General features: G+C 61.8%; 22 protein-coding genes. 16 read left to right on the forward strand and 6 right to left on the reverse strand.

The window, feature by feature from the left end:
• Positions 1 to 128: 128 nt before the first annotated feature.
• From hemJ to GA0004734_RS03055, 3 genes are all read right to left on the reverse strand, one after another.
• Complete coding sequence (gene hemJ / locus GA0004734_RS03045; protein ID WP_092931095.1) at positions 129 to 692, reverse strand: protoporphyrinogen oxidase HemJ; 564 nt, start codon at positions 690 to 692, stop codon at positions 129 to 131.
• Complete coding sequence (gene hemE / locus GA0004734_RS03050) at positions 689 to 1720, reverse strand: uroporphyrinogen decarboxylase (RefSeq protein ID WP_092931097.1); 1032 nt, start codon at positions 1718 to 1720, stop codon at positions 689 to 691. Before hemE ends, hemJ begins: the two co-directional genes overlap by 4 nt.
• A gap of 166 nt (positions 1721 to 1886) precedes the next feature.
• Positions 1887 to 2159 carry a hypothetical protein gene (locus GA0004734_RS03055; protein ID WP_139056221.1) on the reverse strand — a complete coding sequence of 91 codons (273 nt, stop codon included), beginning with the start codon at positions 2157 to 2159 and terminating at the stop codon, positions 1887 to 1889.
• On the opposite strand from GA0004734_RS03055, the gene GA0004734_RS03060 reads away from it, so the two are divergent.
• From GA0004734_RS03060 to dnaQ, 5 genes are read left to right on the forward strand one after another with little or no spacing between them, the layout of a single operon-like run.
• Positions 2127 to 2948: a pyruvate, water dikinase regulatory protein gene (locus GA0004734_RS03060; protein ID WP_092931099.1), complete on the forward strand. Its 822-nt coding sequence runs from the start codon at positions 2127 to 2129 to the stop codon at positions 2946 to 2948. The genes GA0004734_RS03055 and GA0004734_RS03060 overlap by 33 nt on opposite strands.
• A gap of 28 nt (positions 2949 to 2976) precedes the next feature.
• Positions 2977 to 3603: a Maf-like protein gene (locus tag GA0004734_RS03065; RefSeq protein WP_092931101.1), complete on the forward strand. Its 627-nt coding sequence runs from the start codon at positions 2977 to 2979 to the stop codon at positions 3601 to 3603.
• On the forward strand, positions 3596 to 4459 hold the full coding sequence (locus tag GA0004734_RS03070) for a shikimate dehydrogenase (protein ID WP_092931103.1): 864 nt from the start codon (positions 3596 to 3598) through the stop codon (positions 4457 to 4459). The genes GA0004734_RS03065 and GA0004734_RS03070 overlap by 8 nt, the downstream gene beginning before the upstream one ends.
• Positions 4456 to 5046 carry a dephospho-CoA kinase gene (gene coaE, locus GA0004734_RS03075; protein WP_092931105.1) on the forward strand — a complete coding sequence of 197 codons (591 nt, stop codon included), beginning with the start codon at positions 4456 to 4458 and terminating at the stop codon, positions 5044 to 5046. The genes GA0004734_RS03070 and coaE overlap by 4 nt, the downstream gene beginning before the upstream one ends.
• A 49-nt stretch (positions 5047 to 5095) precedes the next feature.
• Entirely contained in the window at positions 5096 to 5794 is a 699-nt protein-coding gene (gene dnaQ / locus GA0004734_RS03080) for a DNA polymerase III subunit epsilon (RefSeq protein WP_092931107.1), read from the forward strand.
• A gap of 58 nt (positions 5795 to 5852) precedes the next feature.
• Here dnaQ and secB read toward each other — a convergent pair whose 3' ends face one another.
• Together secB and GA0004734_RS03090 are read right to left on the reverse strand one after the other, a co-directional pair.
• Positions 5853 to 6344, reverse strand: coding sequence for a protein-export chaperone SecB (gene secB / locus GA0004734_RS03085; RefSeq protein WP_092931109.1), 492 nt, complete (start codon positions 6342 to 6344; stop codon positions 5853 to 5855).
• 134 nt (positions 6345 to 6478) lie between these two features.
• Positions 6479 to 6970 (reverse strand): FxsA family protein, encoded by a 492-nt coding sequence (locus GA0004734_RS03090; RefSeq protein ID WP_092931111.1) that lies wholly within the window; start codon positions 6968 to 6970, stop codon positions 6479 to 6481.
• 219 nt (positions 6971 to 7189) lie between these two features.
• Between GA0004734_RS03090 and GA0004734_RS03095 the strand changes: the two genes are divergently transcribed.
• From GA0004734_RS03095 to gyrB, 5 genes are all read left to right on the forward strand, one after another.
• Positions 7190 to 7888: a Tim44/TimA family putative adaptor protein gene (locus tag GA0004734_RS03095; protein ID WP_092931113.1), complete on the forward strand. Its 699-nt coding sequence runs from the start codon at positions 7190 to 7192 to the stop codon at positions 7886 to 7888.
• A gap of 82 nt (positions 7889 to 7970) precedes the next feature.
• Positions 7971 to 9077: a murein transglycosylase A gene (locus tag GA0004734_RS03100; protein WP_092931115.1), complete on the forward strand. Its 1107-nt coding sequence runs from the start codon at positions 7971 to 7973 to the stop codon at positions 9075 to 9077.
• Positions 9074 to 9643 (forward strand): Smr/MutS family protein, encoded by a 570-nt coding sequence (locus tag GA0004734_RS03105; protein ID WP_092931117.1) that lies wholly within the window; start codon positions 9074 to 9076, stop codon positions 9641 to 9643. Before GA0004734_RS03100 ends, GA0004734_RS03105 begins: the two co-directional genes overlap by 4 nt.
• Entirely contained in the window at positions 9640 to 10017 is a 378-nt protein-coding gene (locus GA0004734_RS03110; protein WP_092931119.1) for a helix-turn-helix domain-containing protein, read from the forward strand. Before GA0004734_RS03105 ends, GA0004734_RS03110 begins: the two co-directional genes overlap by 4 nt.
• Positions 10018 to 10286: 269 nt before the next feature.
• Entirely contained in the window at positions 10287 to 12722 is a 2436-nt protein-coding gene (gyrB, locus tag GA0004734_RS03115) for a DNA topoisomerase (ATP-hydrolyzing) subunit B (RefSeq protein ID WP_092931121.1), read from the forward strand.
• Between the two features lie 98 nt (positions 12723 to 12820).
• Here the strand turns inward: gyrB and GA0004734_RS03120 are convergent, their stop codons facing one another.
• Positions 12821 to 13423, reverse strand: a complete 603-nt coding sequence (locus GA0004734_RS03120; RefSeq protein ID WP_092931123.1) for a nitroreductase family protein — start codon at positions 13421 to 13423, stop codon at positions 12821 to 12823.
• Between the two features lie 203 nt (positions 13424 to 13626).
• On the opposite strand from GA0004734_RS03120, the gene GA0004734_RS03125 reads away from it, so the two are divergent.
• The 6 genes from GA0004734_RS03125 to trpB all read left to right on the forward strand — a co-directional run bounded on the left by GA0004734_RS03125 (position 13627) and on the right by trpB (position 19423).
• A complete protein-coding gene (locus tag GA0004734_RS03125) occupies positions 13627 to 14430 on the forward strand; it encodes an HpcH/HpaI aldolase family protein (protein WP_092935833.1) in 804 nt (267 codons plus the stop codon).
• Positions 14431 to 14664: 234 nt separating this feature from the next.
• Positions 14665 to 15936, forward strand: coding sequence for a polyhydroxyalkanoate depolymerase (gene phaZ, locus GA0004734_RS03130; RefSeq protein ID WP_092931125.1), 1272 nt, complete (start codon positions 14665 to 14667; stop codon positions 15934 to 15936).
• Positions 15937 to 16093: 157 nt separating this feature from the next.
• Positions 16094 to 16546 carry a DUF2852 domain-containing protein gene (locus GA0004734_RS03135; protein WP_092931127.1) on the forward strand — a complete coding sequence of 151 codons (453 nt, stop codon included), beginning with the start codon at positions 16094 to 16096 and terminating at the stop codon, positions 16544 to 16546.
• Between the two features lie 130 nt (positions 16547 to 16676).
• On the forward strand, positions 16677 to 17456 hold the full coding sequence (locus GA0004734_RS03140) for a M48 family metallopeptidase (RefSeq protein ID WP_092931129.1): 780 nt from the start codon (positions 16677 to 16679) through the stop codon (positions 17454 to 17456).
• Between the two features lie 75 nt (positions 17457 to 17531).
• Positions 17532 to 18206 carry a phosphoribosylanthranilate isomerase gene (locus GA0004734_RS03145; RefSeq protein ID WP_092931131.1) on the forward strand — a complete coding sequence of 225 codons (675 nt, stop codon included), beginning with the start codon at positions 17532 to 17534 and terminating at the stop codon, positions 18204 to 18206.
• Positions 18203 to 19423: a tryptophan synthase subunit beta gene (trpB, locus tag GA0004734_RS03150; protein WP_092931133.1), complete on the forward strand. Its 1221-nt coding sequence runs from the start codon at positions 18203 to 18205 to the stop codon at positions 19421 to 19423. The genes GA0004734_RS03145 and trpB overlap by 4 nt, the downstream gene beginning before the upstream one ends.
• Positions 19424 to 19426: the final 3 nt, after the last annotated feature.

Here is a 19426-nt window from a genome sequence, read left to right on the forward strand (position 1 = left end):
GGAGCGGCAGGGGGATAGCCACTCGAACTCTAACGCGCGCCAGAAAGATGGGATATCACACGCTAGCGACTTCCGGCCTGCACCGCAAGGGGGCTAGCGATGTGAGAGGCTAAAATGTCCGTGATGGCCTAAAACGGCTTTACGATGACGAGGATCACGATGACGATCATCAGAACGGTTGGCACCTCGTTCATCAGTCGCCAATAGCGCGCCGTGCGTCGCGCGCTATCGCGCGAAAAACGCCCGACGGCATCGGCATAGTGCACATGCACGCCGGTCAGCAGGATCACGGCAAGGATCTTGGCATGAAGCCAGCCGCCCTGAAAACCGTAGACGCTCCAGGCGAGATAGAGCCCGAGCGTCCAGGTGATCATCATGGCCGGGCGCATGATCACCTTCATGAGCCGCCGCTCCATCACCTTGAAGGTCTCCGACGTCTGCGAGCCCGGCTCGGCGTCGGTGTGGTAGATGAACAGGCGGGGCATGTAGAGGAGGCCGGCCATCCAGGAGATGACGGCAACCACGTGAAGCGCCTTGATCCACAGAACGAGATCGGCCGGCTGCCAGGCGATCAGCCCGACGATAATCGCCACCAGCACCGAAAGCGCCACAAAGGCCCGTACACGCGATTTACGGCCTGCCGGGGCATCCACTTGCCGCGTGCTACCCTCACCGCGCTCCGGGGTGTTCATACGCGGCTCCTGACACGTGCCACGAGATCAGCGACATGGGCGGGATCCGCCTGCGGCGTGATACCATGGCCGAGATTGAAGATCAGAGGGCCTTGTCCGAGACGGTCGAGGATCCGATCGGTTCCTTCCTCGAGAGCCTTGCCGCCTGCAACGACGCGCATCGGATCGAGATTGCCCTGCACCGGGCCGTCCTTCTGCAGGTCGGCCGCAAACGACAGCGGCACCGACCAGTCGAGACCGATCGCATCGGCCTGCGTCTTCTGGCGATAGTCCTTGAGCAGGAGACCAGCCCCTTTGGCGAAGGCGATGATTTTCGCATCAGGCCGGCGTGCCCGCACGTTGTCGATGATCCGGCGCACAGGAGCGACCGCAAACCGCTCGAACGTATCCTCACCGAGAACACCGGCCCAGGAGTCGAAGATCTGTACCGCATCTGCACCGGCGTCGAGCTGCGCCACGAGGTAGTCCGCGGAAAGTTCGGCGAGAAGAGCGAGCAGCGCATCGAAGGCTTCCGGGTGCCGATAGGCGAAGAGCCGTGCCGGTGCCTGGTCCGGTGTCCCGTGCCCGGCGATCATGTAGGTCGCGACCGTCCAGGGCGCTCCGCAGAAACCGAGCAGTGCCGTGTCCGTCGGAAGCTCCCGGCGCAGGCGCGCCACGGTTTCGATGACAGGACGCAGATGATCGGCGACCGGCCTTCCGTCGAGAGCCTTGATGCCGTCGACATCGATCGGATCGAGCTTGGGTCCGCTGCCTTCCTCGAAGCGGACATTGCGCTTCAGGGCATCGGGAATGACGAGGATGTCGGAAAACAGGATGGCCGCGTCGAAAGCATAGCGACGGATCGGCTGCAGCGTTACTTCCACGGCGAAGTTGGGGGAATAGCAGAGATCGAGAAAGCTCCCGGCCCTTGCCCGCGTCTCGCGATATTCCGGCAGATATCGTCCGGCCTGACGCATCAGCCAGATCGGTGGAGGCGTCACCGTCTCCCCGTTCAGAACCCGGACGATCTTGCGGTTTTCAGACGTCACACACAGCTTCCCTCTTAAAATAGAATCTTGAATCTAAGGGTTTCTATTTCTTAGAGTCGGTGACTATCAAGGATTAAAGGTTGTCGGTCCTTTGTCCCCAGAACGCACTTCCGTCCGAATTGGCGGGACGATGATCGGGCGCTTCAGGGACAACATAGGGAGTAAGTCAAAAAAATCCTGTCATTCGAGCAACTTGACTGTCGTCCGATTTTTCCTCTGCCTGTGGATGACTTGTTGAGGATCGGCGGCGATCGGTCGCATCGCGAGTCTTTTTCACAAGTTCTCCGGAAAGATCGCCGGCGCGGGTCTCTTTGTGAATAAGTCGAAGGTTTTCCCCTTGCCTGCCGGGCCGGCTCACCCCTAGGCTCGGTTTATCCACCATCATCAACAGGCGGCCAAGAATAGCGTGGACAATCACAAAAACTATTTCCACCTGCATCTGATCTCCGATTCGACGGGGGAAACCCTGATCGCGGCGGGCCGGGCAGCCGCGGCGCAATTCCAGACCTATCATGCGCTGGAGCACGTCTATCCGCTGATCCGCAATCGCAAGCAGCTGATGCAGGTGCTGGAGTCGATCGATACGGCGCCGGGTATTGTTCTCTACACGATCGTCGATCGCGAGCTGTCGGACATCATCAATGCCCAGTGCCAGCAGATCGGCGTGCCCTGCGTGTCCGTGCTGGAGCCGATCATCGATCTCTTCCAGACCTATCTCGGCACCTCGTCGCGGCGACGGTCGGGTGCCCAGCATGTCATGGACGCCGAGTACTTCGCGCGGATCGACGCACTCAACTTCACGATGGACCATGACGACGGCCAGCTTCCCGCCGATTTCAACGATGCGGATGTCGTGCTGATCGGGATCAGCCGCACATCGAAGACGCCGACCAGCATCTACCTCGCCAATCGTGGGATCCGTACCGCGAACATCCCGATCGTGCCGGGCATTCCCTTGCCCGAGCGCCTGCTGGAGGCGACGAAGCCGCTGGTCGTCTGCCTCATCGCGACGGCCGATCGCGTCTCCCAGGTGCGCGAGCACAGAGTACTGGGTACGACGCAGGGGTTTCATGGGCAGGACTACACGGATCGTGCAGCGATTGCCGAGGAACTGAAATATGCCCGTGCGCTCTGCGCCCGCAACAACTGGCCGATCATCGATGTTACTCGCCGATCGATCGAGGAAACGGCCGCCGCCATCGTTGCCCTGAGGCCGCGCCTGCGCTAGTCCGCATCGCGATAGGGAGAGATCATCCATGACGCATCAGCTTGTCCTCGCCTCCGCGAGCCCGTTCCGGCGCATGCTGCTCGAGAATGCTGGCATCGCCTTTACGTGGCAGGCGGCCGAGATCGACGAGCGCGCGCTGGAAGCACCGCTCGCGGCGGAAGGCGCATCCCCGGAAAGAGTCGCGACTGTGCTGGCCGAAGCAAAGGCGGAATCTGTCGCCTCGGCATTGCACAAAGAGCAAGGGGTTGGGGAAGACATCGGTCCCGTCGTCATCGGGTCCGATCAGACGATGTCACTGGGGGGCCGCGTGTTTCACAAGCCAGTCTCGATGGAGGAAGCGCATGACCATTTACGCTCTTTGTCCGGGCAGACCCATCAATTGAACAGCGCCATTGTCCTTTACCAGGATGGCAGGACCTTATGGTCCCATGTCTCGACCGCTCGCCTGACGATGCGCCCGCTCGATGACGGATTTATCGCACGGCATCTCCAGCGGGTGGGAGAGAAAGCTTTGACAAGCGTCGGCGCCTACCAGCTGGAAGGCGAGGGGATACAACTGTTCGAGGCGATCGACGGCGATTACTTCACGATCCTCGGATTGCCGCTCCTGCCGCTGCTGGGTGAACTGAGAAAATTGAGTGTCATCGATGCATGATTCACGTGAAACATTTGTTAACCATGCCTTCGTCGCCGGTTATCCGGTTCGCCATTCGCGCTCGCCGTTGATCCATTCGCACTGGCTGAAGACACTGGGGCTGGACGGCAGCTACACCACACGCGAAGTCACACCCGCCATCTTTCCCGATTTCATAGCGCTTCTCAAATCCGGCCAATCCGGCTTCGTCGGGGGCAATGTCACCATTCCACACAAGGAAACGGTGATTGCCCATGTCGATGAGGCCGATGCGCTGAGCCGGGAAATGGGTGCGGCCAACACCGTCTGGTTGGAGGAGGGCCGGCTGAAGGCAACCAATACCGACGGCCTCGGCTTTGCCGCCAATCTCGACGAGCGGGCTCCGGGATGGAACAACGCCGAGACCGCTATTGTGCTCGGGGCCGGTGGTGCCAGCCGCGCTGTGATCCAGGCCGTCCGCGATTGCGGCGTCCGCACCATCCATGTGGTCAATCGCACGCTGCCCCGTGCCCGCGAACTCTCAGACCGCTTCGGGCGCACACGCGTCCTGGCCCATGCCATGGACGCGCTGCCGGAGCTTCTCACAGATGCAAGCCTCTTCATCAACACGACCTCGCTCGGCATGGACGGTACACCGGTTCCCGACTTCGATTTCACTCGCATGCCCGGCAACGCCGTCGTGACCGATATCGTCTACGTTCCCTTGGTCACGCCCATCCTCGCGCAGGCAGAGGCGCAGGGCCGAAGAATCGTAGACGGGCTCGGCATGCTGTTGCATCAGGCGGCGCCCGGCTTCGAAAAATGGTTCGGTCAAAAACCTCTCGTGGATGAAACGCTGCGCGCTCTCGTCATCGCCGATATGGCGGCACACGCATGATCGTCCTTGGGCTCACCGGATCGATCGGTATGGGCAAGTCCACGACGGCCGAAATGTTCAAGGCGCTGGGCGTTCCCGTCAACGATGCCGATGCCGTCGTTCACGATCTCTATCGCGGCCAGGCCGTCGCGCCCATCGAGGCAGCTTTTCCCGGTTCCACAAAAGACGGTGTGGTCGATCGCGCGGCCCTTAGCGCGGCGCTGGCGAAACATCCGGACGACTTCAAGACGCTGGAGTTGATCGTCCACCCTCTCGTCCGGGAAAGGGAGCGGGCCTTTCTCGACAGAGAAAGACAGGTCAACGCCGCCCTCGTCGTCCTCGATATTCCCTTGCTCTACGAGACGGGCGGCGAGAGTCGGGTCGATAAGGTCGTGGTTGTCACCTGCGATGCCGACATCCAGCGTCAGAGGGTTCTCGCCCGCCCGGGCATGACGCCGGAAAAATTCGCCCTGATCCTGTCGCGGCAAATGCCGGACAGCGACAAACGCGCCCGTGCAAACTATGTGATCGATACTGGTCACGGACTGGACGCCGCGCGCCGAAAGGTCGAAGAGATTGTCAGCGCTCTCACTGTCCAAGCGGGATAACATGTCCCCCGCTGGACAGCAGATCGTATTCGACGGAAGGATAAGTGCCATGCGGGAAATCATCTTCGATACGGAAACCACCGGCCTCGACAATCGCCAGGACCGCGTCATCGAAATCGGTGGCATCGAGCTCAATGATCATTTTCCGACCGGCCGGAGTTTTCATAAGTACATCAATCCCGGTGACCGCAAGGTCCATCCCGATGCGCTCGCCGTGCACGGCATCACTGATGATTTCCTGAAGGACAAGCCGGTCTTCGCCGAGGTGGTCGAGGACCTCATGGCCTTCTTCGAGGGCGCCCGCTGGGTCGCGCACAACGCCACCTTCGACATGGGTTTCATCAATGCCGAGCTGGCGCGTCTCGATCGGCCGGCGGTCTCGCAAGACCTCGTCACCGATACGCTGTCTATGGCACGCCGCAAGCATCCGATGGGGCCGAACTCGCTCGATGCCCTTTGCCGGCGCTACGGCATCGACAACACCCATCGCACAAAGCACGGCGCCCTGCTGGACTCCGAGCTTCTCGCCGAGGTCTATATCGAGATGATCGGCGGCAGGCAGGCAGCGCTCGGCCTGACCACGCAGGAAAGCCGTGCCCAGGCGGAAGCCTCCGATGACGTGGTTGCCGTGCCGCGCGAGCGGCCGACGCCTTTGCGTCCGCGCCTTGCCGAAAACGACATGGCCGCCCATGCGGCCCTTGTCGAGAAGATCGGCGCAAAGGCCATCTGGTCGCATTACGAGGTCTGAACGCAAAACGCCCGGCCTTGTCGGACCGGGCGTTGAAATCAGTCGGCCTGAAGTCCGATCAGTTCGGGGTGGTGGAAACCTGGGCGCGGACGCGGTCTTCAGCCATACGCTGCGTGAACATCTGCGCGAAATCGATCGGGTCGATCATCAGCGGCGGGAAGCCGCCATTGCGCGTCGCGTCGGCCACGATCTGGCGGGCAAACGGGAACAGCAGGCGCGGGCACTCGATGAAGAGCAGCGGCAGCATGTGTTCCTGCGGGAAGCCGGTGACGCGGAAGACGCCACCATAGGTCAGCTCGACGGCAAACAGAATCTTGTCGCCATCCTTGGCTTCGGCATTCAGCGTCAGCACGACGTCGAATTCCGTATCCGTCATCGGATTGGCGTTCACATTGACGTTGATGTTGATCGCCGGAGCCTTGTCGCGGGCCTGAAGCGAGCGCGGCGCACCCGGATTTTCGAACGAAAGGTCCTTGATGTACTGGGCGAGAATGTTCAGCGACGGATTTTCACCGGTGTCACCGTTCGTGGGTGCTGCTGTGTCGGTCATGAGGCGCGTTCCTTGGAGGCGTTCTATAGAATGATGCGTTGAATGAAGCGGTTCATTGGTCGAGCGCATCTATCATTTCGGGCATGCCCTTACAACCCGAGCGGCCGGGCGGGACACCGGCGAGGGCGTTTCCGTCACCGCAGCCGGTCGTTCGGGTCGGTGCGGTCGGGGTCCCTGGTAAATTCTGCGTCATCGAGATCGATCACGCCGGGGATGGCGCGTGGCCGAGTGCTGGCCGGATCGGGCCGCGCACTGCTCGTCCGCGTCACCACGGTGATCCGCTTTCGCAGAAACTGCCAGACCGCTTCCCGCACCGCGGGGACGAACAGAAGGATGCCGAAGACGTCCGTCAGAAACCCGGGCAGGATCAGCAGAAGGGCGGCGACGACGATCATCGCGCCATGAACGATCTGCCGGCCGGGGTTCTCGCCGGTACGCGATGCGGACTGGAGTTTTCGCAGGACACCAAGGCCTTGCGTCCTGAGGAGAAGCGCGCCGACGATGGCGGACAGGAGAATCAGACCGAGCGTGGCACCCACGCCGATCTCGCGCCCGACGACGATAAAGGTGGCGATCTCCGCCATCGGCAGGAGCAGGAAGAAGAGCGGGATCAGGGAAAGGCGCATTCGGTCCACGTGTTGGTTGGAAGGGTTGTCGTCGGCGCGATGCCATGAGGCAACAGAGCGAAGAGGCGGCATCGGATCATGCGTCGGCGGTTCTCTGCTTCAAGATACCTGCCGATCTGCTTTCAACGCTTTGCCAATCTGCTCCTGGCCATTTGAATGATGGGTCCATCGCGTCTATATGGGTCTCTAAGATACATCATAAAAGCGGCATTGGTGGAAATGGGATCTTTCGACTTCGTAACATTGTTCTTTCTTGTCGCCGCGGTGATCATTTTCATCCAGCTTCGCAGCGTGCTGGGCCGTCGGACAGGCAATGAACGCCCACCGACCGATCCCTTCTCCGCCCGTGAACCTGTCGAGAGCGCCGACCCCACCGGCAAGGTGGTTCAGCTTCCCCGCCGCGATACGGTCGTGGACGAGGCAGCGCGCTATGCGGCGATCGATGCTTTCGCCAAGCCGGAGACCCCGCTGAACGCTTCGTTGCGTAAGATCACCGACGCCGACAATGCCTTCGACCCGAAGGAGTTCGTGCACGGTGCGCGGATGGCTTATGAAATGATCGTCACCGCCTTTGCGGATGGCGACCGGAAGACGTTGAAGTCGCTTCTCTCCAAGGACGTCTATGACGGCTTCGAAGCAGCGATCGCCGATCGCGAGGCCAAGGGCGAAATCGTCAAGTCCACCTTCGTCGGCATCGAAAAGTCCGACATCGTCTCGGCCGACCTGAAGGACGGCGAAGCGATCGTCACCCTGCGGATCTTCAGCCAGCTGATCTCGGCGACCTTCGACAAGGCCGGTACGATCGTCGATGGCGATGCGGAAGCCGTTTCCGAGGTCAACGATCTCTGGACGTTCGCGCGCGACACCCGTTCGCGCGATCCGAACTGGAAGCTGATCGCGACCGAATCCGAAAACTAGGTCCTTTGCGTCCACGCGGTTTCGCCGGGACGCAGACAAGAACGAGCGTGCCCGTCAGTCCAGCAGAGAGATAGGATCGCCGATGGATTTCGCGCTCCGCAAGGTCGCCTTTTCGGATCTGCCCGGCTGGGCGGAAGACGATCCGGCCGATCTTCTGCCGGCCCTGCGCCGGTGCCGGCACCATGTCGAAACGGTCAAGCCTCACCGAACCGGATCGCTCGGCATATCCTCGCACGATCTTCTGCCAGCCTACCGCGCAGCCGATGATCTCAAAGCACCGGATGCCGCTACGGCCCGCGCCTTCTTCGAGGAGAACTTTCAGCCCTTCGCCATCGAGCGTCGGGATGGAAAGCCGGGTTTCGTCACTGCCTTCTTCGAGCCCACGGTTGCTGTCAGCCGCGAGCGCGCCGGCGAATATACCTATCCCTTCTATCGCCGCCCGGCCGATCTCATCGATCTCGATGCGACAAACCGCCCGGCCTCTCTGGACGAGAGCTTCGCCTTCGCCCGCAGCGTTGAGGGTCGCGTCGAGGAATATCCCGACCGTCAAGCGATCGAAACCGGCTGTCTCGCCGGGCGCGGGCTCGAGATTGCTTATGCCCGCTCAAAGACCGATGTCTTCTTCGCCCATGTTCAGGGCGCCGCACGGCTCGTCTTTCCTGACGGTTCTTCGGAGCGAATCACCTATGCCGCAAAGAGCGGCCACCCCTTTTCGGCCATCGGCCGGCTGCTGATCGACCGCGGCGACATCGATGCGGCGACCGTATCCATGCAGTCGATCAAGGGCTGGCTCGATATGCATCCCGAGGAAGCCGACGCGGTGATGTGGCATAACCGCTCCTTCATCTTCTTTCGCGAGGCCACGGTCGAGGACCCCGAACTCGGACCCGTTGCCGCCGCCAAGGTGCCCTTGCAGCCGGGACGCTCCTTGGCGGTCGACCGCCTGATCCATACATTCGGCGTGCCGTTCTTCATCGCAAGCGACAGCCTGACCCGCATCGACGTCGGCCGGCCGTTTCGGCGGCTGATGCTGGCGCTCGATACCGGCACCGCCATCGTCGGCCCGGCTCGTGGCGACATCTTTACAGGTTCAGGGGATGAAGCGGGCGAGCGAGCGGGCGCAGTGCGCAACGAGGCGGACTTTTTCATTTTGATTCCGAAGGCGGCGGCAGCAAGATACGAGACATGACGAGGAAGAAGACGCTATCGAGCGAGGACCGCATTCTCTGGGGCAAGGTCGCCCGCTCGACGCGCGCGCTGCCCGGACGCATGGAGTTGCTTGCGCTCTTCGAGGGCGAAGACACGCCGCCGAAGCCCACAGAGCCGGTGCCCGTTCCCGCAGCGAAGGTGACGCGCGAGCCGGCACCAGCCGCCAAGGTCGAAACCGCGAGACGTCACCAGCCGTTGGAAAAGCCCGTCAAGCGCAAGCTCGCCAAGGGCCATCTGCCGATCGATGCCCGCATCGACCTTCACGGCATGGCGCAGTCGGAAGCGCATGGGCTCCTGCTGCGGTTCATATTGCGAGCGCATGATCATGGCTTGCGGCATGTTCTCGTCATCACCGGTAAGGGCACGTCGATGGGCAGCGAAGGTGCTTTGAAACGGGCAGTGCCGCTCTGGTTCTCGCTGCCCGACTTCCGGCCTCTGATCTCCTCCTACGAGCCCGCTGCCCGCAATCATGGGGGCGAGGGCGCCCTCTATGTTCGCCTGTCGCGGCACGGCGTCTCGCGGCATGGCTCCGGCTACAGCGTATGACACCCTTCGGTGAGGAGATGATCCGCCTGCGCGCCGAGCGCGGGGTGACGCAGAAGCAGATGGCGCAGGCGCTCAACGTGTCCGCCGCCTATCTCTCGGCGCTGGAGCATGGAAAGCGCGGCACGCCGAGTTTCGATTTCCTCCAGCGGGTTGCCGGGTACTTCCACATTATCTGGGATGAGGCGGACGCTTTGTTCGCGCTTGCGGCACAGTCGAACCCGCGCGTCACCGTCGACACATCAGGCCTTCCCCCGAAGCACACGATCCTTGCAAACCTCCTGGCCGCGCGGATCCGGCATCTTCCGGATCAGACGGTTGTGGATATCACGCAACTTTTGGACAATGCGCAGAAGGGTGCTAAAGATAATTCCTGAAACCCTCTCCGGCAAAAGAGCCTGGCGATCTTGCCTCGGGAGCTGCGAGACAAACGGAAGAACCCATCCCGATCCCGCTTTCGCCGGATCGATTTCAAGGTCCGTTTCTGGCCCGCAACCATCTGTCAGGTTTGGAACCGGACCCGGAAATGCTTATATTCAGACGATTGCCAACAAGCTGATTCGCCCTCCCGGATTCCCGCATGGCCCGGATTCTCGTATGGCAAGCGTCCGAAACGACGCCGTAACAATGGAAAGACTCGACCTCTATGACCGAACTGCCTGATGCTGCAACCGGCGCGAATGCCGAATATGGTGCCGATTCGATCAAGGTTCTCAAGGGTCTCGATGCCGTGCGCAAGCGCCCGGGCATGTATATCGGCGATACCGACGACGGATCCGGCCTGCACCATATGGTCTATGAAGTCGTTGACAACGCGATCGACGAAGCGCTGGGCGGATATGCCGACCTCGTGACGGTAACGCTGAATGCGGATGGCTCCGTGACCGTGACCGACAACGGACGCGGCATCCCGACCGATATCCACAAGGAAGAAGGCGTGTCCGCTGCCGAGGTCATCATGACCCAGCTGCATGCGGGCGGCAAGTTCGACCAGAATTCCTATAAGGTCTCCGGCGGTCTCCATGGCGTCGGCGTGTCCGTGGTCAATGCGCTCTCCGTTTCGCTCAAGCTGAAGATCCGCCGCGCCGGCAAGGCTCACGAGATGAGCTTCACCCATGGCGTGGCCGATGGCCCGCTGCAGGTGACCGGCGACAGCGGCGGCACGACGGGAACGGAAGTCACCTTCTTGCCGAGCACGGATACCTTCACGCAGGTCGAGTTCGACTATGGAACGCTGGAGCATCGCCTGCGCGAGCTCGCCTTCCTCAATTCCGGCGTTCGAATCGTTCTCACGGACAAGCGGCACTCTGACATCAAGCAGGAAGAGATGATGTATGACGGCGGCCTCGAGGCATTCGTCGTCTACCTCGACCGCGCCAAGAAGCCGCTGGTCACGCGACCCGTCTCAATCCGCGGCGAGAAGGACGGCATCACCGTCGAGGTCGCGATGTGGTGGAACGACAGCTATCACGAGAACATGCTCTGCTTTACCAACAATATTCCCCAGCGCGATGGCGGCACGCATATGGCCGGCTTCCGTGGCGCGCTGACGCGCCAGGTGACGTCCTATGCCGATCACTCGGGCATCACCAAGAGAGAAAAAGTGACGCTGCAGGGCGAAGACTGCCGCGAAGGCCTGACCGCCGTTCTCTCCGTCAAGGTTCCCGATCCGAAGTTCTCCTCGCAGACCAAGGACAAGCTTGTGTCGTCCGAAGTGCGCCCGGTGGTCGAAAGCCTCGTCAACGAGGCGCTGAGCACCTGGTTCGAAGAACATCCGGCCGACGCGAAGATCCTCGTCGGCAAGGTGGTGGAAGCTGCTGCTGCCCGCGAGGCCGCCCGCAAGGCGCGCGAGTTGACCCGCCGCAAGGGCGCGCTCGACATCTCGTCGTTGCCCGGCAAGCTGGCCGACTGCTCGGAGCGCGACCCGTCCAAGTCCGAACTCTTCCTCGTCGAAGGTGACTCCGCCGGCGGCTCTGCCAAGCAGGGACGCTCGCGCGAGAACCAGGCCATTCTGCCGCTGCGCGGCAAGATCCTCAACGTCGAACGCGCGCGCTTCGACAAGATGCTCTCCAGCCAGGAAATCGGCACGCTGATCACGGCGCTCGGCACGTCGATCGGCAAAGACGAATTCAATGCAGACAAGCTGCGCTATCACAAGATCATCATCATGACGGACGCCGATGTGGACGGCGCTCACATCAGGACGCTGCTGCTCACGTTCTTCTTCCGCCAGATGCCGGAACTGATCGAGCGCGGCCACCTCTACATCGCCCAGCCGCCGCTCTACAAAGTCACCCGCGGCAAGTCGGCCCAGTATCTAAAGGACGAGAAGGCCTTTGAGGAATATCTGATCTCGATGGGCCTCGAAGAGGCACGCCTTGAGCTCGGTTCCGGCGAAGTGCGCGCCGGCCAGGATCTGCGCGAAGTCATCACCGATGCGCTGCGCCTGCGCGCGCTCGTCGAAGGCTTGCATTCCCGCTACAGCCGTTCCGTCGTCGAGCAGGCGGCGATTGCCGGTGCGCTCAATCCTGAACGCCTGCGCGACGACGAGAAATCCGCGGTCATCGCCCGCGAACTTGCCGAGCGGTTGGACCTCATCGCCGAGGAAACCGAACGGGGCTGGAGCGCGGAGATTGCCGGCGACGGCGGCTTGCGGCTCGAGCGCATGGTCCGCGGCGTCAAGGAACTTGCCTTCCTCGACATGGCGCTGATCGCCTCGCAGGATGCCCGCCTGATCGACCAGCTGAACGCCAAGCTGCACGACATCTACGCCATTCCGCCCGTGCTGCGACGCAAGGAAGGCACGCAGGAGATCAGCGGCCCGCGCGCTCTGCTCGACGCCATATTCGCCAGCGGCCGCAGGGGTCTCTCCATGCAGCGCTACAAGGGTCTGGGCGAGATGAATGCCGAGCAGCTCTGGGAAACGACGCTCGACCCGAACGTCCGCTCGCTGCTCCAGGTCCGCGTCAACGATGCGACGGACGCCGACAGCCTGTTCTCCCGCCTCATGGGCGACGAAGTCGAGCCGCGTCGCGACTTCATTCAGGAAAATGCGCTGAACGTGGCGAACCTCGATATCTGACGCGTTACAGTCCTTGGAAACACACATCGAAAAGCCCTCGCAACCATCCGGCTGCGAGGGCTTTGTCACATTGACCTCAGGCTTGAGACCTGAGCCGATCAGTCAGCCTTGAAGCTGCCGTTGAAAGCAAGTTCGGAGAGCGGACGGCGGGGGCTCGGGGTTTCCCGCGACTGCAGGCCTTCCGGCAGGACCGACTTGTCGCCGACGCGGCCGATCGCGACGCCGGCTTCGACGCGGTAGCCTTCGGGAATCCCGAGGATCTCGGCAGCCTTGTCGAAGTGGATGCCGGTCATGCCATGCGCCTGGTAGCCGAGCAGCATCGCCTGATGGGCGATGGCGCCCCAGGCCGATCCTGCATCGAAGCTATGGCTGTAGGAGGGCTTGGATTCCGTGGAACCCGGTGCCGTGAAATGCGTCTTCGAAATGATGATCACCAGCGCGGAGGCGGACTTCGCCCAGCTCTGGTTGAAATCGTTGAGGATCGGGAGAAGCGTATCCCATTCCGGCGTGCCGCGCAGTGCATAGGAGAAGCGCCAAGGCTGCGAGTTGAAGGCGGATGGCGCCCAGCGGCCGGCTTCGAGAATCGTCAGAAGCTCCGCTTCGCCCATCGTCTCGTCCTTGAAGGCGCGGGGCGACCAGCGGTCCAGAAAGCTGGCTTCGATCGGATGGTCGGCCTGTCGGAAATTGCTCGACGTGGTCATGGTTCTGGTCCTTCGAATGGATCGGCCGCTGTACCAGCGGTTGTCGATGGGAATAGCATGGGCGCGATGGAGAGCGCACTGCACCATCTAGTAAGTCCGTGCCATCCCCGACAAGATGCTTTCAGCGAATAGAGTGTCTTCACCATGGAGACGATTGCCTGATGCCCTATCTGGGAGAGGGTGAGCGCGAGAAGGAGAGCGACGTGCCGGCACCGGTCAATCCATTCAAGGCGGCACTCAAGGAGCGACGCTTCCAGCTCGGCCTCTGGGTGGCACTGGCCAGCCCGTACGCCGCCGAGGTCCTGTCCGAAAGCGGCTATGACTGGCTGCTCATCGATGGCGAACATGCCCCGAACGACATTCCCTCGCTCGCAGCGCAGGTCCAGGCGCTGAAAGGCTCGCAGAGCCATGCTGTCGTCCGCTTGCCGGTGGGCGAGACCTGGATGATCAAGCAGATCCTCGACGCCGGCGCCCAGACCGTCATGATCCCGATGGTGGAAACCGTCGAGGAAGCCGAGCGGCTGGTGCGGGCGGTGCGCTATCCGCCGCGCGGTGACCGAGGCGTTGGCGCGGCGCTCGGCCGGGCCTCCAACTTCAGTCGCATCGGCGATTATCTGGAAACGGCGGATCGCGAGATCTGCCTGATCGTCCAGATCGAGAGCCGGGCGGGTCTGGCCGCTCTCGACCGGATCGCCGCGATCGACGGCGTGGATGGCTTGTTCATCGGCCCATCCGATCTCGCGGCCGACATGGGCCTTCTCGGGCAACCCGGTCATCCCGATGTCACGGAAGCCATTGGCGATGCCTTCACGCGGATCGTCCGAGCCGGCAAGGCGTCGGGAATCATGACGCTTAGCCTCGATCAGGCACGGCTCTATCGTAAACTCGGCGCGGACTTCATGGCGATCGGCACGGATGTAACGACGCTCGTGGAAGCAACCACCCGGCTTCGCCTGCAATATCAGGAGGATGAAACTTCTGCTCCAACAGGATCGTCCGGGTATTAAAGAGCTTATCGACTTGTCAACGCCTTCGGGCGCACACTTCTTCGAGGAGTAGGGGAGGATTTCAAGATAATTGTAGAGGAAGGTCTTGCGACAGTTTCGCACCGGCCAACCGTGATACTCTAACGCACTTGCCGCACTGCACAATAAAGCGTAGCCTATCATATTAGAGGAATATGAAACGGAGACTTTACGCCAGAACTGTCTCCGCTCATGGTAAAAAGGAGTTTGTATCCAATGTTTTACCAGTTCTATGAGCTGAACCACGCGATCATGGCTCCCTGGCGTGCCGCAGCCGACGCCATGCGGCTGGCCTATAGCAATCCACTCAACCCGCTGTCGCAAACCTATCTCGGCCGCACCGCAGCAGCCGGTCTCGAAGTCTTCGAACGCTCGACCCGCCGCTACGGCAAGCCGGAATTCGGTCTGCATGAGACGATCATCGACGGCCAGCCGATCTCGATCGACGAGAAGATCGTCTGGCGTCAGCCCTTCTGCAATCTCATCCACTTCGAGCGCGTTCTCGAAAAGCCGGCCAGGTCCGATCCACGCGTCCTGATCGTCGCCCCGATGTCCGGCCACTACGCGACGCTTCTGCGCGGCACCGTGGAAGCGCTGCTGCCGACCTCCGACATCTACATCACGGACTGGATCGACGCGCGCATGGTACCCCTGACGGAGGGGACGTTCGATCTCGACGACTATATCGAATACCTCATCGAGATCCTGCATTTCCTCGGTCCCGACACGCATGTCATCGCGGTTTGCCAGCCGGCCGTTCCCGTTCTTGCCGCAGCCGCCATCATGGAAGCCCGGGGCGATGCACTCTCGCCGGCCTCAATGACGCTGATGGGCGGGCCGATCGACACGCGGATCAACCCGACCGCCGTCAACAAGCTCGCCAAGGACAAGCCGATCGAATGGTTCCGCGACAATGTCGTAATGCCCGTTCCGTTCCCCCAGCCCGGCTTCATGCGGCCGGTCTATCCCGGCTTCCTCCAGCTTTCCGGCTTCATGTCGATGAACCTCGACAGGCATATCAACGCCCAGAAGGAATTCTTTGACCATCTCGTCAAGCATGACGGCGATGCAGCCGAGAAGCATCGGGAGTTCTACGACGAATATCTCGCCGTGATGGACCTGACTGCCGAATTCTATCTCCAGACAGTCGATGTGGTCTTCATGCAGCACGCCTTGCCGAAGGGCGAGATGATGCATCGTGGCGAGCGGGTAGATACGCACGCGATCCGCAAGGTGGCCTTGCTGACGGTTGAGGGCGAAAACGACGACATCTCCGGCGCCGGTCAGACGGAGGCGGCACAGACCATCTGTTCCAATATTCCGGACCATATGCGGATGCATTACGTGCAGCCGGATGTCGGACATTACGGCGTTTTCAATGGTTCGCGCTTCCGTCGGGAAATCGCACCGCGCATCACCGCTTTCCAGCGCGAGCACGGCCACAAGGCCGCCGCCGTCAAGGTCATCAAGGGTGGAAAAACCGCTTAAGAGCGGAAAAGCGAACGGAAACATCGAAAAAGGGTGAAATCGGGCAAGCCCTTGCCCGATTTTTGGTTGCATCGTCTTGTGATGGAATGGACCTGTTCCCACATCGAAGAGAGCGGGTTCGGCGATCGAACCCCTCTATAGATGAGGACCAATCCCCATGAATCAAAATGCCTTGATCCGTCCTGACTGGACGCCCGCGACCATTGCGTTGATGGTTCTCGGCTTCGTCGTTTTCTGGCCGCTCGGCATGGCCATGCTCGCTTACATCCTGTTCGGTGAACGCTTGAAATCCTTCAAACGCGACGCGAATGCCTCCGTCGATACCATCCTTTCCACCTTCAAGGGTGGCTTCGGCGGCTTTGGCAAGACGGGTTTTTCGCGCGGCACGTTTCGCGCCGGCGATACGGGCAACGTCGCTTTCGACGACTGGCGAGAAGCCGAACTGGCGCGTCTCGATGAGGAGCGTCGTCGTCTGGACGACATGCGCGAAGACTTCGACGCCTACGTCCGCGAACTGCGCCGTGCCAAGGATCAGGATGATTTCGACCGCTTCATGCGCGAGCGCAATAACCCGTCGAATGGCCCGGTCACCGGCTATACCGGTAACTGATCCTTGACGCGCCATGTGACCTCAGGCGCGCTTTGATGAAGAACAGGCCGGCCTTTCCTTTGCGGGGAAGGCCGGCCTTTTTCATACCCGACCTGCGGCGTAAGGCTCGCGAATCATCTATCAGGATCCCATGTTTCCTCTGTTGCTCAAGCCTGTTCGCCGCAAGAAGCCGGTCGCACCTGTCCGGCCGGCGAGCAAGACCGTCGTGAAGACACTGACTGTCGACGGGCGGGCGCTGCCCCTGACGATCCGGCAGAACCCGCGCGCAACGCGGATGACGCTGCGGATCGAGCCGGGCGGCCGTGCGCTCAAGATGACCATTCCGACCGGCCTGCCCGAACGCGAGATCACGCAGTTTCTCGACCGCCATGAGGCATGGCTTTCCAGCCGTCTGGCGCGTTTCTCGGGCGAAAGCGTGCTGGAGGAAGGTGGCATGATCTTCGTGCGCGGCGTGGCACACCGCATCGAGCGCACGGGTCGGCTGCGCGGCGTGACGGAAAGTGTCGTGGTGGATGACGAAGCGGTGCTGCGGGTCAGCGGCGCGGCGGAACATCTCGGCCGCCGCATTGCCGACTTCCTGAAGAAGGAGGCCCGCAAGGATCTGGAGCGGCTGGCGCCGGCCCATGCATTGAACGTGGGGCGACGGATCAAGTCTCTGACGCTGCGGGATACGCGAAGCCGCTGGGGCTCCTGCGCGGTGGATGGCGCGCTGAATTTCTCCTGGCGGATCGTCATGGCGCCGCCCTACGTCATTGATTATCTCGCAGCCCATGAGGTGGCCCACCTCAAGGAAATGAACCACGGCCCGAACTTCTGGGCGCTCTGCGAGCGGCTCTGCCCCCGCACATCCGACGCCCGACACTGGCTGAAGCGCAACGGGACGCTGCTGCATGCCATCGACTTCACCTGATTGCGTCCATCGACGCGTGTGCGAGCCCTTGTTTTGGCTCGACTCGCACGCCGATTCATGCAAATGCGGTGCCTTATGACCATCGATGTCAAGATCTGCGGGTTGAAGACCGCCGAAGCCGTCGACAAGGCGGTTGCCTTGGGCGCGAACCATGTCGGCTTCATCTTTTTCGAGAAGAGCCCGCGCAATATCGAGCCGGACGATGCCGCACGGCTTGCCGACCGGATCAGGGGTCAGGCAAAGATCGTTGCCGTGACGGTGGATGCGGATAACGACACGCTGGACGAAATCGTCTCGTCGCTCGATCCCGACATCCTGCAGCTTCACGGCCACGAGACGGCGGCACGCGCGCTCGACATCCGCGCCATCTACGGCCGGCCCGTCATGAAGGCGTTTTCGGTGCGCGATGCCGACGATCTGCGCGCTGTGGATGCCTATATCGGCATTGCCGACAGGTTCCTGTTCGACGCCAAGGCTCCCAAGGGTTCCGCCCTGCCGGGCGGCAATGGCGTCTCTTTCGACTGGACGCTCCTCGATACGCTTGACGCCGAGGTGGATTACATGCTTTCCGGCGGTCTGAACGCCGGAAATATCCGCGAGGCCCTGGAAATGACGGGTACGCGGGCGATCGACATCTCCTCTGGAGTGGAGCGCGCGCCCGGCGTCAAGGACCTCAGGCGGATGGAAGAGTTTTTCGATGCCGTTGCACAGGCTCGCGCAGAGCCTTTCCGGTCAAGGAGCACGACGTGAATCAGACCCCTCTACCCAATTCCTTCCGTTCCGGCCCCGACGAGGACGGTCGTTTCGGTATTTTCGGCGGTCGCTTCGTTGCGGAAACGCTGATGCCGCTGATCCTCGAGCTTGAAGCCGAGTGGGAGAAGGCAAAGACAGATCCCGCCTTCAACGCCGAGCTCGAACATCTCAACACCCATTATACCGGCCGTCCGAGCCCGCTCTATTTCGCCGAGCGACTGACGGAGGAACTGGGTGGCGCAAAGGTCTATTTCAAGCGCGATGAGCTGAACCACACCGGTTCGCACAAGATCAACAACTGCCTGGGCCAGATCCTGCTCGCCAAGCGCATGGGCAAGACCCGCATCATCGCGGAAACCGGTGCCGGCCAGCATGGTGTGGCGACGGCAACCGTTGCGGCCCGCTTCGGCCTGCCCTGCGTGGTCTACATGGGCGCGACGGACGTCGAGCGGCAGTCGCCGAACGTCTTCCGGATGAAGCTTCTGGGTGCCGAAGTGCGCCCCGTCACAGCCGGACACGGCACGCTCAAGGACGCCATGAACGAGGCCCTGCGCGACTGGGTCACGAATGTGAACGACACCTATTACCTGATCGGCACGGCCGCAGGTCCGCATCCCTATCCGGAAATGGTCCGCGACTTCCAGGCCGTCATCGGCCGGGAGACGCGTGAGCAGATGCTGGCCATGGAAGGCCGCCTGCCCGACATGCTGATCGCTGCCGTCGGCGGCGGTTCCAACGCCATCGGTCTCTTCCATCCCTTTCTCGACGATGCCAGCGTCAAGATCGTCGGCGTGGAAGCTGGCGGCAAGGGTCTCGACGGCGAGGAGCATTGCGCCTCGCTGACGGCGGGCTCGCCCGGCGTTCTCCATGGCAACCGCACCTATCTGTTGCAGGACAAGGACGGTCAGATCAAGGAAGGCCATTCGATCTCCGCCGGCCTCGATTATCCCGGCATCGGGCCTGAACATTCCTGGCTGAAGGATGCCGGCCGCGTCGAATATGTGCCGATCATGGATCATGAGGCGCTTGAAGCTTTCCAGCTCCTCACCCGCGTCGAAGGCATCATTCCCGCTCTGGAACCGAGCCATGCGCTCGCCGAAGTCATCAAGCGGGCGCCGACGATGGACAAGGACCAGATCATCGTGATGAACCTCTGCGGACGCGGCGACAAGGACATCTTCACCGTCGGCAAGCTGCTCGGAATGGGACTGTAAGAA

This window comes from Rhizobium sp. 9140 (genome assembly GCF_900067135.1).
Lineage (GTDB): Bacteria > Pseudomonadota > Alphaproteobacteria > Rhizobiales > Rhizobiaceae > Ferranicluibacter.

Coding starts and splice junctions, on each gene's coding strand:
- GA0004734_RS03145 (WP_092931131.1), top strand. CDS start 17,532: ATGACCATCGATGTCAAGATCTGCGGGTTGAAGACCGCCGAAGCCGTC.
- coaE (WP_092931105.1), top strand. CDS start 4,456: ATGATCGTCCTTGGGCTCACCGGATCGATCGGTATGGGCAAGTCCACG.
- hemJ (WP_092931095.1), bottom strand. CDS start 692: ATGAACACCCCGGAGCGCGGTGAGGGTAGCACGCGGCAAGTGGATGCC.
- GA0004734_RS03070 (WP_092931103.1), top strand. CDS start 3,596: ATGCATGATTCACGTGAAACATTTGTTAACCATGCCTTCGTCGCCGGT.
- GA0004734_RS03110 (WP_092931119.1), top strand. CDS start 9,640: ATGACACCCTTCGGTGAGGAGATGATCCGCCTGCGCGCCGAGCGCGGG.
- GA0004734_RS03090 (WP_092931111.1), bottom strand. CDS start 6,970: ATGCGCCTTTCCCTGATCCCGCTCTTCTTCCTGCTCCTGCCGATGGCG.
- GA0004734_RS03065 (WP_092931101.1), top strand. CDS start 2,977: ATGACGCATCAGCTTGTCCTCGCCTCCGCGAGCCCGTTCCGGCGCATG.
- GA0004734_RS03095 (WP_092931113.1), top strand. CDS start 7,190: ATGGGATCTTTCGACTTCGTAACATTGTTCTTTCTTGTCGCCGCGGTG.
- phaZ (WP_092931125.1), top strand. CDS start 14,665: ATGTTTTACCAGTTCTATGAGCTGAACCACGCGATCATGGCTCCCTGG.
- GA0004734_RS03120 (WP_092931123.1), bottom strand. CDS start 13,423: ATGACCACGTCGAGCAATTTCCGACAGGCCGACCATCCGATCGAAGCC.
- GA0004734_RS03055 (WP_139056221.1), bottom strand. CDS start 2,159: ATGCAGGTGGAAATAGTTTTTGTGATTGTCCACGCTATTCTTGGCCGC.
- GA0004734_RS03135 (WP_092931127.1), top strand. CDS start 16,094: ATGAATCAAAATGCCTTGATCCGTCCTGACTGGACGCCCGCGACCATT.
- GA0004734_RS03100 (WP_092931115.1), top strand. CDS start 7,971: ATGGATTTCGCGCTCCGCAAGGTCGCCTTTTCGGATCTGCCCGGCTGG.
- GA0004734_RS03140 (WP_092931129.1), top strand. CDS start 16,677: ATGTTTCCTCTGTTGCTCAAGCCTGTTCGCCGCAAGAAGCCGGTCGCA.
- dnaQ (WP_092931107.1), top strand. CDS start 5,096: ATGCGGGAAATCATCTTCGATACGGAAACCACCGGCCTCGACAATCGC.
- GA0004734_RS03105 (WP_092931117.1), top strand. CDS start 9,074: ATGACGAGGAAGAAGACGCTATCGAGCGAGGACCGCATTCTCTGGGGC.
- secB (WP_092931109.1), bottom strand. CDS start 6,344: ATGACCGACACAGCAGCACCCACGAACGGTGACACCGGTGAAAATCCG.
- gyrB (WP_092931121.1), top strand. CDS start 10,287: ATGACCGAACTGCCTGATGCTGCAACCGGCGCGAATGCCGAATATGGT.